The 13,400-nt window shown below is 64.7% G+C and carries 14 protein-coding genes; 4 read left to right on the top strand and 10 right to left on the bottom strand.

The features are described 5' to 3' along the window. Positions 1-45: 45 nt before the first annotated feature. The 4 genes from O8I58_RS15100 to O8I58_RS15115 are packed head-to-tail and all read right to left on the bottom strand — an operon-like array spanning position 46 to position 3,731. Entirely contained in the window at positions 46-999 is a 954-nt protein-coding gene (locus tag O8I58_RS15100) for a glycosyltransferase family 2 protein (RefSeq protein WP_298317792.1), read from the bottom strand. Between the two features lie 47 nt (positions 1,000-1,046). After that, positions 1,047-1,985, bottom strand: coding sequence for a hypothetical protein (locus O8I58_RS15105; RefSeq protein ID WP_298317795.1), 939 nt, complete (start codon positions 1,983-1,985; stop codon positions 1,047-1,049). A gap of 58 nt (positions 1,986-2,043) precedes the next feature. Next, on the bottom strand, positions 2,044-2,985 hold the full coding sequence (locus O8I58_RS15110) for an electron transfer flavoprotein subunit alpha/FixB family protein (protein WP_298317797.1): 942 nt from the start codon (positions 2,983-2,985) through the stop codon (positions 2,044-2,046). Beyond that, complete coding sequence (locus O8I58_RS15115; RefSeq protein WP_298317799.1) at positions 2,985-3,731, bottom strand: electron transfer flavoprotein subunit beta/FixA family protein; 747 nt, start codon at positions 3,729-3,731, stop codon at positions 2,985-2,987. Before O8I58_RS15115 ends, O8I58_RS15110 begins: the two co-directional genes overlap by 1 nt. Positions 3,732-4,037: 306 nt before the next feature. Between O8I58_RS15115 and O8I58_RS15120 the strand changes: the two genes are divergently transcribed. Further along, positions 4,038-5,204, top strand: a complete 1,167-nt coding sequence (locus tag O8I58_RS15120; RefSeq protein ID WP_298317802.1) for a nucleotide sugar dehydrogenase — start codon at positions 4,038-4,040, stop codon at positions 5,202-5,204. A gap of 75 nt (positions 5,205-5,279) precedes the next feature. Here the strand turns inward: O8I58_RS15120 and O8I58_RS15125 are convergent, their stop codons facing one another. Then, positions 5,280-6,626, bottom strand: coding sequence for a phosphohexomutase domain-containing protein (locus O8I58_RS15125; protein ID WP_298317804.1), 1,347 nt, complete (start codon positions 6,624-6,626; stop codon positions 5,280-5,282). A gap of 150 nt (positions 6,627-6,776) precedes the next feature. On the opposite strand from O8I58_RS15125, the gene O8I58_RS15130 reads away from it, so the two are divergent. The 3 genes from O8I58_RS15130 (at position 6,777) to O8I58_RS15140 (ending at position 8,879) form a co-directional block, all read left to right on the top strand. Beyond that, positions 6,777-7,511, top strand: a complete 735-nt coding sequence (locus O8I58_RS15130) for a CoA transferase subunit A (RefSeq protein ID WP_298317807.1) — start codon at positions 6,777-6,779, stop codon at positions 7,509-7,511. Between the two features lie 139 nt (positions 7,512-7,650). Then, a complete protein-coding gene (locus O8I58_RS15135; RefSeq protein ID WP_298317809.1) occupies positions 7,651-8,280 on the top strand; it encodes a CoA transferase subunit B in 630 nt (209 codons plus the stop codon). Between the two features lie 8 nt (positions 8,281-8,288). Next, entirely contained in the window at positions 8,289-8,879 is a 591-nt protein-coding gene (locus O8I58_RS15140) for an alpha-ketoglutarate-dependent dioxygenase AlkB family protein (protein ID WP_298317814.1), read from the top strand. A 62-nt stretch (positions 8,880-8,941) separates the two neighbouring features. Here the strand turns inward: O8I58_RS15140 and O8I58_RS15145 are convergent, their stop codons facing one another. The 5 genes from O8I58_RS15145 to O8I58_RS15165 are packed head-to-tail and all read right to left on the bottom strand — an operon-like array spanning position 8,942 to position 13,342. Continuing rightward, complete coding sequence (locus tag O8I58_RS15145) at positions 8,942-9,580, bottom strand: ABC-type transport auxiliary lipoprotein family protein (RefSeq protein ID WP_298317817.1); 639 nt, start codon at positions 9,578-9,580, stop codon at positions 8,942-8,944. Next, positions 9,577-10,503 (bottom strand): MlaD family protein, encoded by a 927-nt coding sequence (locus tag O8I58_RS15150; RefSeq protein WP_298317820.1) that lies wholly within the window; start codon positions 10,501-10,503, stop codon positions 9,577-9,579. Before O8I58_RS15150 ends, O8I58_RS15145 begins: the two co-directional genes overlap by 4 nt. A 17-nt stretch (positions 10,504-10,520) precedes the next feature. Then, the gene (locus O8I58_RS15155) at positions 10,521-11,303 is read right to left on the bottom strand and encodes an ABC transporter ATP-binding protein (protein WP_298317822.1); all 783 of its coding nucleotides are present in this window, start codon (positions 11,301-11,303) and stop codon (positions 10,521-10,523) included. Positions 11,304-11,336: 33 nt separating this feature from the next. After that, on the bottom strand, positions 11,337-12,452 hold the full coding sequence (locus tag O8I58_RS15160) for an ABC transporter permease (RefSeq protein WP_298317825.1): 1,116 nt from the start codon (positions 12,450-12,452) through the stop codon (positions 11,337-11,339). Further along, complete coding sequence (locus O8I58_RS15165; protein WP_298317827.1) at positions 12,449-13,342, bottom strand: DMT family transporter; 894 nt, start codon at positions 13,340-13,342, stop codon at positions 12,449-12,451. Before O8I58_RS15165 ends, O8I58_RS15160 begins: the two co-directional genes overlap by 4 nt. Between the last annotated feature and the right edge of the window lie 58 nt (positions 13,343-13,400).

The raw sequence follows: 13,400 nt of genomic DNA on the forward strand, positions 1-13,400 counted from the left end.
GCCGTCGTTGGAGCTCGCAAGTGAGGCCTAGCACATACGCAGAATTTACGATTTGAGCTGGTCGTTGATCTGCTGTTCGATGATCCTGAAGTGGATCTTCTCCATCAACTTTCGATTGACCGAGATAATTTCCGAGAGCACGCCGATCAGGGCGATAAGCGCAGCAATGATCAGCAACATTGAAGCGGCGATGAGTGACTGGACGTGTCCGTTCCCCGCGCCACTCAGGAAGAAGTAGGCAAAGCGCGCGCACAGGATAAGACCAGGTAAAGAAGTCAATCCGGCCAGTGAGAAGAATACAAACGTTGGGCGATATACGATGAACACGCGGAAGATGGTTACAAGTGAGCGTCTTACATAGCTGGAAATACTCTTTACCAGCCGAGATGGCCGCAAATCTTCGTTGGTACGGATCGGGACCGACTTGACGCGGAGGTTGCTCAGGCCCGCCTGGATGATGGTTTCAAGCGTGTACGTATAAGGATTGAAAACATTGAGCCTCATCGCTGTCGAGCGAGAGATTGCGCGAAACCCGCTTGGGGCGTCAGTCACGTCGGTTTTACTTGCCATCCTGACGGCCCAGCTTCCGAGATGTTGCAACTTCTTCTTGACCCAGGAGAAATGCTCTGTTTCGCTGATTGGCCTGCCGCCTATCACCATATCGGCCTCACCAGCGAGGATCGGCGAGGTGAGTTTTGGGATGTCGCGGGCGTCGTACTGATTGTCCGCGTCGGTATTGACGATCACGTCCGCGCCCAAGCGCAGGCAGGTGTCCAGGCCGGTCATGAATGCGGTCGCCAAACCGCGATTGACAGGATGGCGAACGACGTGGTCGACGCCCAGTTGCCTGGCCAGGTCGGCGGTGCTGTCAGTGGACCCATCATCGATGACTAGCCACTCGACTTTGTTGAACCCTTCGACCTGTCGCGGCAGCGCATTGACCGCGATGGCAAGCGTGCCGGCTTCGTTCAAGCAGGGGAGCTGGATGATCAATTTCATTGAGATAGCCTTTTGGCGGAGGAGTCGATGCAGGTTTCCTGCATTGACTAATGAGATGGCGCTTCGGAGGGGGCGGTCGATATGCGCTTTCGAAAATACGCACTCGACGCAGATCCAATGAGGAAAGCGAAGAAGTCGCCGATGAGCGTACTCAAGCGAAACAGGACGATCGACGTCAACAGTAGACCGTTAGCGGGACCACCAGAGGATGCCACGCTCAGGATCGCCTCGCGCATGCCTGCTCCGGCAGGGGCGCCCGGCAGGATGAAGCCAGCCAGCCAGGCTAGGCTGCTGCCGGAAATGATCCTGACCACGGGCTGTGCCTGCTCTGTCATGAAGGCCAGGATTCCCAGGAAAAGTCCGCCGAAAATCAGGAAAAATGCCAGGTAGCCGACCAGTGATGCCACCAGCTGCATGAGGCGATAATGGGGCAGCCATTGCATGAACCCAGGGCGGGGAGCCCATGCAATGATCGGGAATGCAAGCAACAATAACAATGCCAGCGCGCCAGGTATGGATGGAAGCGCCGGGAACATTTGCCGGACGAGCGACATGCCGAACAGTCCGATGATTAGGCTCGCCGCACAGACCTGCAGAAATGCTTCCAGCAGGATCGATGCCGCCAGATACTGGTGAGGAACCCCCAGCTGTCGGCCCACTGCATAGCGAGCGACGTACTGGAACACATTGCCTGGCAGGTATTTCGCGAACTGGGTGCGAAGATAGGTTCCAGCCAGCTGCACCCGCGCACGCCGATCTACGGCCACGCTTCTTGACGTGGCCAAGCCCGCCCACACGAATGCAATCAATCCCATGCCGAGCGCATAGATTCCGGCGCAAAGCAGCACGATCCCCGAGATTTTTAGAGCGGACTCGGCGGGAAGTGCCATGCCCTGTTGTAGCAGCTGGCGTATGAAGAACGCTGCGGCGATGAAGCTGATCGCCCATCCGCCGGCGCGGAGTGCGCCTTTAAGTGCCTGCTTCAAATTCGATTGCTCTCACGTCAAGGATGGGGCATCAAGCATGCGGATCGGAATCCGTCGATCATTCCAATGCCGATTCCAACGCCGGCAAAATCGCAAACAGATCCCCCACCAACCCGATGTCCGCGATCTCGAAGATCGGGGCGTCGGCGTCCTTGTTGATGGCCACGATGGTGCCGGCGTCCTTGATGCCGGTCAGGTGCTGGATGGCGCCTGAGATGCCAACGGCCACGTACAGCTCGGGGGCGATGATCTTGCCGGTCTGGCCGACCTGAAGTTCGTTGGGCACATAGCCGGCATCGACCGCGGCACGCGAGGCGCCGACGGCGGCGCCGAGCTTGTCGGCCAGTTTGTAGATGATGTCGAAGTTCTCCTTCGAACCCACGCCGCGGCCGCCGGAGACCACGCGCTTGGCGCTCTGCAGGTCGGGGCGGTCGGACTTGCCGGCGGCCAGGCTGACGAAGCGGGTGTGCGTCGGCAGGCTTGTCTCGACGTTCACGGCTTCGATCGGCGCGCTGCCGCCAGCGGCGGCTTCCGGCCAGGAGGCGGTACGCACGGTGGCGACCACGGTCTGGCTGGCGTCGGTTTCGACGGTGATGATCGCGTTGCCGGCGTAGATCGGGCGGGTGAAGGTGTGTTCGCCCTCAACGGTGATCAGGTCCGAGACCTGGGCCACGCCCAGCAGTGCGGCCACGCACGGCATGAGGTCCTTGCCGAAGGTGGTCGACGGGCCGAACACGTGGGTGTAACCAGCCGCCAGCGCAGCGATCTGCGGTGCCAGCACCTGGCCGATGGCGTGGGCGTTGGCCGGGTTGGACACGGTGAGCACCTTGTTGACGCCGGTGATCTTCGCAGCAGCTTCGGCCACGGCGCCCGGGTCGGCAGCCAGCACGGCGACGTCCAGGCTTTCCGGCTTCAGCGCGGCGGCGGCGCTGACGGTCTTGGCGGTGGACGCGTTGAGCGCGCCGTCCAGGTGTTCGGCGATGACGAGAACCTTGGCCATTACAGCAACCCCTTCTGCTTGAGTGCGGCCACCAGTTCGGCGGCGTCCTTGACCATCACGCCGCGGCTGCGCTTGGGTGGCGCGGCGTAGTGGGTGGTCTTGAGTTCGGCGCCGGCTTCCACGGCCAGATCAGCGAAAGGAATCGTCTCCAGCGGCTTGGACTTGGCCTTCATGATGTCGGGCAGCTTGATGAAGCGCGGTTCGTTCAGGCGCAGGTCGGTGGTGATCACCGCCGGCAGGTCCACTTCCAGCGTTTCCAGGCCGGCATCGACCTCACGGGTCACCGTGGCCTTGCCGTCGGCGATCTCGACCTTGGAAGCGAACGTCGCCTGCGGGCGGCCCCACAGCGTGGCCAGCATCTGGCCGGTCTGGCTGGCGTCATCGTCGATGGCCTGCTTGCCCAGGATCACGATGTCCGGCTGCTCTTTCTCGATCAGCTTGAGCAGGGTGCGGGCGGCGGTCAGCGGCGACACCGGGCCGTCGGCGACCACGTGCAGGGCGCGGTTGGCGCCCATGGCCAGGCCATTGCGCAGGTGCGCGGCGGCATCGGCCGGGGCGATCGTGGCCACGACCACTTCGGTGGCGATGCCCTTGTCGCGCAGGCGCAGGGCCTCTTCCAGCGCGATTTCATCAAACGGATTCGGCGAGAGCTTGACGCCCTCGGTGACCACGCCGGAGTTGTCCGGCTTGACCTGGATGCGCACGTTGTAATCCACCACGCGCTTGTAGGCGACGAGAATCTTCATCGGAATTGCATGTCCTTGGGGAACGTGTCCGGATGGCCCGGCCGCGGCGGCTGGCGCGGGGCAGAGCGTGGATTCTAACGGGCCGGGCGTCACCATGCGACACCGTATGGTGGTTTCGGGCACTCGCGCTGGCTTGATCTACGGATCCGGATGCTGCTGTGGTCCGAGCATCGGCCGTCATTGGGGGCTGTTGGCTCGTGGCGCAAGCGGAACACGCATTGCGCATTGCCTGCACCCCATCAAGAAGCCGTTGCATGACGATGTCGTATCGTAGTGCGGCTTCCATCCCCCATGAGGTTGCGACACATGAAGATTGCGGTGGCCGGTACCGGCTACGTAGGTCTGTCGAACGGCGTCCTGTTGGCCAAGCACCATGAGGTGGTGGCCGTGGATATCGTCGAGGCCAAGGTCAAGATGCTCAACGAGGGCCGTGCGCCCATCGTCGACAAGGAGCTGGAGGCCGCGCTGGCCGAAGGCGGGCTCAATTTCCGCGCGACGCTGGATCCGGTCGATGCCTATACCGGCGCCGAATTCGTGATCATCGCCACGCCGACCGATTACGACCCGGATACCAATTACTTCAACACCCGCTCGATCGAGTCGGTCATCGCCAAGGTGCTGGAGATCAACCCAGCCGCGACGATGGTGATCAAGTCGACCGTTCCGGTGGGTTACACGCAGAAGATCCGCGCGCAGTTCGGGAGTGACAACATCCTGTTCTCGCCCGAGTTCCTGCGCGAAGGCAAGGCGCTGTACGACAACCTGCACCCGTCGCGGATCATCGTCGGTGAGCGCTCCGAGCGGGCGAAGGTGTTTGCCGCGCTGCTGCAGGAAGGCGCGATCAAGCAGGACGTGCCGGTGCTATTCACCGAGCCGACCGAGGCCGAGGCGATCAAGCTGTTCGCCAACACCTACTTGGCCATGCGCGTGTCCTACTTCAACGAACTGGACACCTATGCGGTGACCAACGACCTGGACAGCCGCCAGATCATCGAAGGCATCTGCCTGGATCCGCGCATCGGCAGCCATTACAACAACCCGTCCTTTGGCTATGGCGGCTACTGCCTGCCCAAGGACACCAAGCAGCTGCTGGCCAACTACCAGAGCGTGCCGCAGAACATTATCCGGGCGATCGTCGATTCCAACACCACGCGCAAGGACTTCATCGCCGCCGACGTGTTGCGGCGCAAGCCCAAGATCGTCGGCATCTATCGCCTGATCATGAAGGCGGGCTCGGACAATTTCCGCGCCTCCAGCATCCAGGGCGTGATGAAGCGGCTCAAGGCCAAGGGCGTGGAAGTCATCGTCCACGAGCCCACGCTCGACGAGTCCGAGTTCTTCCGCTCACGGGTCGTCAACGACCTGGAAGCCTTCAAGCGCGAGTCGGACGTGATCATCAGCAACCGCATGGCGCCGCAGCTGGATGACGTTGCCGACAAGGTGTACACGCGCGATCTGTTTGGCGATAACTGAGTCGTCGTGGCGCATCCAGGCGCAAAAAAGGGAGCCGTGAGGCTCCCTTTTTCGTGACGATGTGCTGGCCTGGAATCAGCCCAGAAGCAGCGCCGAGATCTCGTCGGTCTTCTGCTTCAGCAGTGCCGCGTCGCCGCGGGTTTCCACGTTCAGGCGCAGCAGCGGCTCGGTATTGGAACTGCGGATGTTGACGCGCCACTGGCCGAAATCGGCGCTGACACCATCGGTGTAATCCAGCGCCGGATTCAGGTCGGCATAGGTGTCCATGACGCGCTTCACCGCGGCCTTGGCATCGCTGACCTTGAAGTTGATCTCGCCGCTGCACGGGAACTTGGCCACGCGGTCTTCGACCCAGTTGCCCAGCGAACGGCCGGAGGTCGACACCAGTTCGGCGATCAGCAGCCACGGGATCATGCCGGAGTCGGCGAAGGCGAATTCGCGGAAATAGTGATGGGCGCTCATCTCGCCGCCGTACACCGCGTTTTCCGAACGCATCTTCTCCTTGATGAAGGCGTGGCCGCTCTTGCACAGCACCGGCACGCCGCCGGCAGCTTCCACCATCTCGACGGTGTTCCAGGTCAGGCGCGGGTCGTGCACGACCTTGCCGCCCGGCTGCTTGGCAAGGATGGCCTGGGCCAGCAGGCCGACCAGGTAATAGCCCTCGATGAATTCGCCGTTCTCATCGAAGAAGAAGCAGCGGTCGAAGTCGCCATCCCAGGCGATGCCGAAATCGGCGCCATGCTGCTTGACCGCTTCGGCGGTCGCGGCGCGGTTTTCCGGCAGCAGCGGGTTGGGGATGCCGTTGGGGAAGTTGCCATCGGGCTCATGGAACACGCGGATGAATTCCAGCGGCAGGTGCGGCGCCAGTAGGTCGACGATGGCCCCGGCGCCGCCGTTGCCGGCATTCACCACCACTTTCAGCGGCTTCAGGCTCGCCGGCTTGATGTAGCTCAGCAGGTGCTGGATGTAGGCGGCCTTGTCCGGGCGGTGTTCTTCCTTCGCGGTCGGTTCGGTGGCTGGCGCCTTGTCGGCATCGGCCTGGTCGCGGATGTCGAACAGGCCGGTGTCCGAGCTGATCGGGCGGGCCTGTTCGCGCACCAGCTTCATGCCGTTGTAGTCCATCGGGTTATGGCTGGCGGTGACCATCACGCCGCCGGCCGCCTTGAGATGGTCGGTCTGGAAATAGACCTCCTCGGTGCCGCACAGGCCGATGTCGATGACCTCGCGGCCCTGGGCACGCAGCCCGGCCGAGAGTGCGTCCTGCAGGCCGCCGCTGGTCAGGCGCACGTCATGGCCCAGCACGACCGGGCCAGCGTCGAGCATGCCGGCCAGCGCCACGCCGATGCGGCGTGCCAGGTCCTCGTCCAGTTCATCGGGGACGCGGCCACGGATGTCGTAAGCCTTGAAGGCGGGAAGCGGCATGGAGGAAGTCCTTTGTGGGGGAAACGGGGCCAGCGAGTGTAGCCAAGCCGATGACAACCGGACGTTAGGGCGCAGACCAAAGTCCAACAGGCCCTCACCGGGCCCACCGCTAGAATGCGGATCGACGCTTGCAACAATGGAGACGACGCGATGACCCAGACAACGCCAGGCAGCACCTCGCGCGCCGGCAAGGTGTTTCCGGATGCCGCCGCGGCACTGGCCGATATCGCCGCTGACGGTCAGACCCTGGCGGTCGGTGGTTTCGGCCTGTGTGGCATTCCCGAGCAGCTGATCGGCGCGTTGCGCGACACCGGGGTCACGGATCTCACCGTGATTTCCAACAATGCCGGCGTGGACGGCTTCGGCCTGGGCCAGCTGCTGGAGACGCGCCAGATCAGGAAGATGATTTCGTCCTATGTAGGCGAGAACAAGGAGTTCGCGCGCCAGTTCCTGGCCGGTGAGCTGGAATTGGAATTCAATCCCCAGGGCACCCTGGCCGAGCGCCTGCGCGCGGGTGGTGCGGGCATCCCGGCGTTCTTCACCGCGACCGGCTACGGCACGGTGATCGCCGAGGGCAAGGAAACGCGCGAATTCGACGGCAAGCACTACATCCTGGAAACCGCGCTGCACGCCGACATTGCCCTGGTCAAAGCCTGGAAGGCCGACACCGCTGGCAACCTGGTGTTCCGCATGACCGCGCGTAACTTCAATCCGGCCTGCGCGATGGCTGGCAAGCTCTGCGTGGCCGAAGTGGAGGAGATCGTCGAGGTCGGCGCCATCGCTCCGGACCAGGTGCATCTGCCCGGCATCTATGTCGACCGCATCGTCCTGAACGCGCATCCGGAAAAGCGCATTGAACAGCGCACCGTGCGCGAGGGTGCGTAGGCGCGCTCAGCCAATGCCAGCCGGCATTGGCTGAGCCTGCGAACGACCGGCCATGGATGGCCGGGCCGGCGTTTGGCGAAACGACGATGCGTCGCCAAGGATGGCAGCTGGATATCCCAAACCTTAGAGAGAGATCAACATGGCCTGGACCCGCGAACAGATGGCCGCGCGCGCCGCGCAGGAGCTCAACGACGGTGCCTACGTGAACCTGGGCATCGGCCTGCCGACCCTGGTCGCCAATTACATTCCCGACGGCGTGGACGTATGGCTGCAGTCGGAAAACGGCCTGCTTGGCATCGGCCCGTTCCCGACCGAAGAAGAGATCGACGCCGACCTGATCAATGCCGGCAAGCAGACCGTCACCGCGCGCCAGGGCGCCAGCTTCTTCGGCAGCCATGATTCGTTCGCGATGATCCGCGGCGGCCATATCGACCTGGCGATCCTGGGCGCGATGCAGGTCAGCGAAAAGGGCGACCTGGCCAACTGGATGGTGCCCGGCAAGATGGTCAAGGGCATGGGCGGGGCCATGGACCTGGTCGCCGGGGTCAAGCGTGTGGTGGTCATCATGGAACACGTGGCCAAGGATGGCGGCCACAAGATCCTGCCCCGCTGCGACCTGCCGCTGACCGGCGTGGGCGTGGTGGACCGGATCATCACCGACTTGGGTGTGTTCGATATCACGCCGGAGGGATTGAAGCTGGTGGAGCTGGCCGAAGGTGTCGAGCCGTCGGACGTGATCGCGCAGACGGGCGTGAAGCTCGCGTCCTGATCGACGCCATGGGTGATGTCCTGCTGTCACCGGCGTGGCTGGATGCTGCGTGCCATGCCGAACAGTTCACCCGAGTGCATCAATCGATTGACTGGCACACCCACCGCATCCGCATGTTCGGGCGTTGGGTGGATTCGCCGCGGTTGAGTTGCTGGATCGGGGATCCGGGAGCGAGTTACCGGTATTCGGGGCGGACGTTCGCGCCGCATCCCTGGCCGGGGGCGCTGGTGCCGTTGCGGGAACGGCTGCGCGGGGAGCTGGGGGTCGATTTCAACAGCGTGCTGGCCAATCTGTACCGGGATGGGCGCGATGCGATGGGCTGGCACAGCGATGACGAGCCGGAACTGGGGCCTGAGCCGGTAATTGCATCGGTGAGCCTGGGCGCTGCGCGGCGGTTCGTGCTGCGCCGGCGCGACGATCACGCGGTGCGCCGGGAGCTTCTACTGGAGCCGGGTAGCCTGCTGGTGATGCGCGGCAGCAGCCAACGCGACTGGCAGCATGCGCTGGCGCGCACGGCAAAGCCCGTGGGGCCGCGGATCAACCTGACCTTCCGCAGGATCGTCGATCCGGAGGCCCCAAGCGCGGGCGACGGCGAGTAGGGCGGATCTTGACCCGCCGCTTCCGGAGCAACGGGCATGGCAATGGCGGGTCGAGACCCGCCCTACGGTCGCGCAGCCTGGGTTTCCGGCTGCGCCTGCGCGCTGGTTAGGGTCCAGCCGACGATCTGGGTGGTCAGCTGCGACAGGCCCTGGTTGAACGCCTGCACGACCTGCGCGGTTTCGGTGCCGCTGGCTGGTTGGGTCACGCTGAAGGTGCGCGAGGCGGCCACGCCCTGGTCGGCGTTGCGCAGCAGCTTGGCGTTGACTGCCAGGACGGCTGAAGGCGTCGTGCCACCGGCGTAGTCGGCTTCGAAGTGGCGCACGTCCATGACCAGCTTGTAGGTGCCGCGGATGCCCGAATCGGTGGTGCCGGTGCCGGTGGTCTTGCCCGAATCCTCCAGCGTGTTCACCACTGCGCCCTGCAGCATGTCGGTGGCGCTCTGCGCCCAGGCGGCACCACGATAGACCTGCAGTTCATCGGCGGTCGGCCGTACTGCGATGCGCGAGCTGTCCAGCACGCGCGCGGCGCTGGGCTTGGACACCACGATCGAGGCCGGCACCGACGGCCAGCCCGGATCGGCCGTGACCTGCACCTGCGGCGAATAGATCGAGGTCGGCTCGCGGCTGCCGCCCAGCAGCGAGGAGCAGCCAGCCAGGGCGAGCGATGCGCCCAGGGCCAGGAGGAGGACGGGCGTCTTCATTTCGGTTCGAACTCCTTGGGTGCGTCGCGGCCCAGCAGGTAGCGCGCGGGATTGCCTTCCAGCTGATCGCTGACCCGGCGCAGGTCGCGGATCAGGCCGCGCAGTTCATTCAGGGTCGGGCCGAGCTGGGCCAGGCCGTCGTTGGCGAAGCTGTTAATCGCCTGGCGGTTCTCGCCCATGATTGCGTCGGCATTACCGGCGGCCGAATCCAGCTTGGTCAGCGCCGCGTCCAGTTTGGCCAGGGTCTGCGGCAGCTGCTGGACGACGTTCTTGTCCAGGTCGGCCAGCGTGCCGTTGGCGGTGTTCAAGGTGACATCCAGGCTCTTGGCGGCATCGCGCGCGGACACCAGCAGTGCCTGGACGCCCTGTTCGCGGTTGGAGATGTCGCCGCTGATCTTCTGCAGGTTGTCCAGCGTGGCTGAAATGGCGGCCACGTTCTTGTCGCTCAACACCTGGTCCATCTTCTCGACGATGCGGTTGGCGGTGTCGGTGATGTTCTGCAGGGCCGAGGGGCTGGTGCGGATCACCGGCGCGTCGCGCTGGTCAACGTCAGTCAACTTCTGCGAAGACGGCGAGCCACCGCTGAGCTGGATGATCGACGGGCCGGTCAGGCTGGTGATGGCCAGCTTGGCGGTGGTGTCGGTCTTGACCGGGGTGTTGGAATCCAGGCGGATCTGCGCGATCACCTGGCTGGGGTCGTTCGGCGCCAGCGACAGCCGGGTGATCGAGCCGACCGCGATGCCGTTGTACTGCACCGGGCTGCCCACGCTCAGGCCGGTGACGGCCTCGCGGAACACCACCTGGTACTGCTGCCAGCTGCGTTCGGACGAGTACTTGGCCGCCCACAATCCGAACAGCAGCAGGCCGATGCCCACCACGATGGTGAAGGCGCCGATCAGGACGTAATTGGCCTTGGTTTCCAAATGCCGGTTCTCCGCAGTTAGCGCGCGTCGCGCGCGGCCCGGGCGCGCGGTCCGTGGAAATATTCCTGGACCCACGGGTGGTCCAGTTGCTCGATCTCGGGCAGCGGTGCGTTGGCGATGACTTTCTTGTCGGCCAGCACCGCCACCCGGTCGCAGATAGCGTACAGGGTGTCCAGATCGTGGGTGATCAGCAGCACGGTCAGGCCCAGCGCTTCCTGCAGGGTCTTGATCAGGCGGTCGAAGGCGGCCGCGCCGATCGGGTCCAGGCCGGCGGTGGGTTCGTCCAGGAACAGCAGCGGCGGGTCCAGTGCCAGCGCACGGGCCAGGCCGGCGCGCTTGCGCATGCCGCCGGACAGCTGCGAGGGCAGCTTGCTGACGGTGTCGGCCGGCAATCCCGCCAGCTTCACCTTCAACAGCGCCAGTTCGTAGCGGAAGGTGTCGGGCAGCTCGGGGTGGTTTTCCTTGAGCGGCAACTGCACGTTCTCGCCCACGGTCAGTGAGGAGAACAGCGCGCCGTCCTGGAACAGCACCCCGGTGTTGCGCTCGATGTGCTGGCGCGCGGCGCGGTCGCCCCTGCGGGCATCGGCGCCGAGGACTTCGATCTGGCCTGCTTCAGGAATCTGCAGGCCCAGGATGGTGCGCATCAGCACCGACTTGCCGGTGCCAGAACCGCCGACCACGCCGATGATCTCGCCCTTGCGCACGGTCAGGTCCAGGCCGTCGTGCACGGTCTGTTCGCCGAAGCGGTTGACCAGCCCGCGCACGCGGATCACCGCGTCGGGATCGTGCGCATCGTCCACGGCTTGCGGCGATGGCTGGTCCGACGGCGGCGTTCACCAGCCCACCTGCATGAACCACAGCGCGAACATCGCATCCAGGATGATGACCAGCGAAATGCACTGGACCACGCTGGAGGTGGTGCGCTCGCCCACCGACTGCGCGGTGCCCTCCACGCGCAGGCCTTCCAGGCAGCCGATCAGGCCGATCACCAGCGCGAAGACCGGCGCTTTCACCAGGCCGACCAGCATGTGCTTGAGCTGGATGGTGTCGTGCAGGCGCGAAATGTACTGCTGCGGCGGAATGCCAAGGTCGAAGGCACCGACGGTGATGCCGCCGGCCAGGCCGGACATCATCGCCACGAAGGTCAGCATCGGCAGGGTCACCAGCAATGCGATCAGGCGTGGGATCACCAGCAGGTCGATCGGGTCCAGGCCGAGGGTGCGGATGGCATCGACTTCTTCGCGGCTCTTCATCGCACCGATCTGCGCGGTGAAGGCGCTGGCAGTGCGGCCAGCCAGCACGATCGCGGTCAGCAGCACGCCGAATTCGCGCAGGAAGGCGATGGACACCAGTTCCACCACGTAAATCTCCGCGCCGAAGTCGCGCAGGATGGTCGAGCCCAGGAAGGCGATCACCGCGCCGACCAGGTACGACAGCAGCGCCACCAGCGGCAGCGCATCCAGGCCGACCTGCTCCATGTGGTGCACCGTGGAGGTCACCCGCAGGCGCCTGGGCTCGTGGATGATGCGCAGCAGCTTGACCAGGTTCTCGCCGGTGAAGCTGACCAGCGCCATGATTTCGCGGCCGTTGTCGTGCACCTGGTGGCCCAGGCGGCCAAGCGCGGCCAGGAAGCCGAGGTCGCGCTTTTTCCTGGGGCGGTCGTCGACCACGTCTTCGATGCTGGACACCAGCGCCTGGTGGTCCTGGCGGAACAGCAGGTTCTCCAGTGGAATGCTGCGGCGGTTGGCGTGGCGCAGCAGTGCCAGCACGCCGGCCGAGTCGATGCGGCCGATCTCGCTGGCATCCAGGGTCTGGGCGTCTTCGGGGATGCGCTGCAGCTGCTGGCCGACGTCCATCGCGGACGAGAGCGTCCAGTTGCCCAGCAGCCGGGCCCGCGTGGGCTCGGCCGGGTCGATGCGGACCTCGGGCTGTGTCTGGGCGGGCGTCATAGTGGTCTGGCCGCGAGCATACAGGCTATGCCGGTGAAGGTCAGTGCAACGCCTGCCACGGCGCGCTTTCCGAGCGGTTCACGCAGCCACAGCGCGCCCAGGATCACCAGGAAGACCGACGCCGATTCATTGAGGATCGCTGCCACTGCGGCCGGTGCGTACTTGTAGCCACCCAGCCACAGCACCATCGACAGGCCCTGGCCGCACAGTGCGGCGACCACCAGCCGCGGCCAGGGCACGGCCGAAGCCACGAAGTGGAAGTGCCGGCGCATCCGCGGCCAGGCCGCCATCAGCAACAGGCCGGTGACCGCGCCGGCCAAGCGCAGCAAGGTAATCCACAACAGCGGCTGGGCTTCCAGCACATGCTTGAGCATCACGATCGACACCGCCATCAGCGCAATCGACACCAGCCCGATCACCACCCCGCGCAAGGTGTGGGTCGGATGGGTTTGCCACTGCTTCGGCGGGCGTGCCACCAGCAACACGCCGGCGGCCACGAAGGCGAAACCCAGCCACTGCCATGGGCCCAGGCGCTCATCCAGGAACAGGAAGCCCAGCACCAGCACCAATGGACTGTAGAGGTTGCCGACCACACCCATGCGCCCGGCGCCCAGTTCGTTGAGCGCGCGGAAGTAGAGCGTGTCGGCGATGGCGATTCCCATGATTCCGCTGATCAGCGACAGCACCAGCTGCATGGTCGTGAGCGTCGGCAGCTGGCCGTGCGTGCTGAGCAGGGCCAGTGGCGTCAGTGCCGCCAGCACCAGGCCGTTCTTGAACAGGTTCAGTGCCGCCGGTGGCAGGGTGCTGCCCAGTTGTCGCGCCAGGATCACTCCGAACGCCCAGGTCGCTGCACTGCCCAGCGCCATGGCTTCGCCCAGACCGATGTTCATGCGTGAGTTGAAAGCGGCATGCGGCAGATGCGGCGGGCAAGGCGCGCCAGTGTAGGGG

The sequence above is a fragment of the Pseudoxanthomonas sp. genome (assembly GCF_027498035.1).
Taxonomy (GTDB): Bacteria; Pseudomonadota; Gammaproteobacteria; order Xanthomonadales; family Xanthomonadaceae; genus Pseudoxanthomonas_A.

Coding starts and splice junctions, on each gene's coding strand:
- O8I58_RS15100 (WP_298317792.1), bottom strand. CDS start 999: ATGAAATTGATCATCCAGCTCCCCTGCTTGAACGAAGCCGGCACGCTT.
- O8I58_RS15110 (WP_298317797.1), bottom strand. CDS start 2,985: ATGGCCAAGGTTCTCGTCATCGCCGAACACCTGGACGGCGCGCTCAAC.
- O8I58_RS15115 (WP_298317799.1), bottom strand. CDS start 3,731: ATGAAGATTCTCGTCGCCTACAAGCGCGTGGTGGATTACAACGTGCGC.
- O8I58_RS15120 (WP_298317802.1), top strand. CDS start 4,038: ATGAAGATTGCGGTGGCCGGTACCGGCTACGTAGGTCTGTCGAACGGC.
- O8I58_RS15125 (WP_298317804.1), bottom strand. CDS start 6,626: ATGCCGCTTCCCGCCTTCAAGGCTTACGACATCCGTGGCCGCGTCCCC.
- O8I58_RS15130 (WP_298317807.1), top strand. CDS start 6,777: ATGACCCAGACAACGCCAGGCAGCACCTCGCGCGCCGGCAAGGTGTTT.
- O8I58_RS15135 (WP_298317809.1), top strand. CDS start 7,651: ATGGCCTGGACCCGCGAACAGATGGCCGCGCGCGCCGCGCAGGAGCTC.
- O8I58_RS15140 (WP_298317814.1), top strand. CDS start 8,289: ATGGGTGATGTCCTGCTGTCACCGGCGTGGCTGGATGCTGCGTGCCAT.
- O8I58_RS15145 (WP_298317817.1), bottom strand. CDS start 9,580: ATGAAGACGCCCGTCCTCCTCCTGGCCCTGGGCGCATCGCTCGCCCTG.
- O8I58_RS15160 (WP_298317825.1), bottom strand. CDS start 12,452: ATGACGCCCGCCCAGACACAGCCCGAGGTCCGCATCGACCCGGCCGAG.
- O8I58_RS15165 (WP_298317827.1), bottom strand. CDS start 13,342: ATGAACATCGGTCTGGGCGAAGCCATGGCGCTGGGCAGTGCAGCGACC.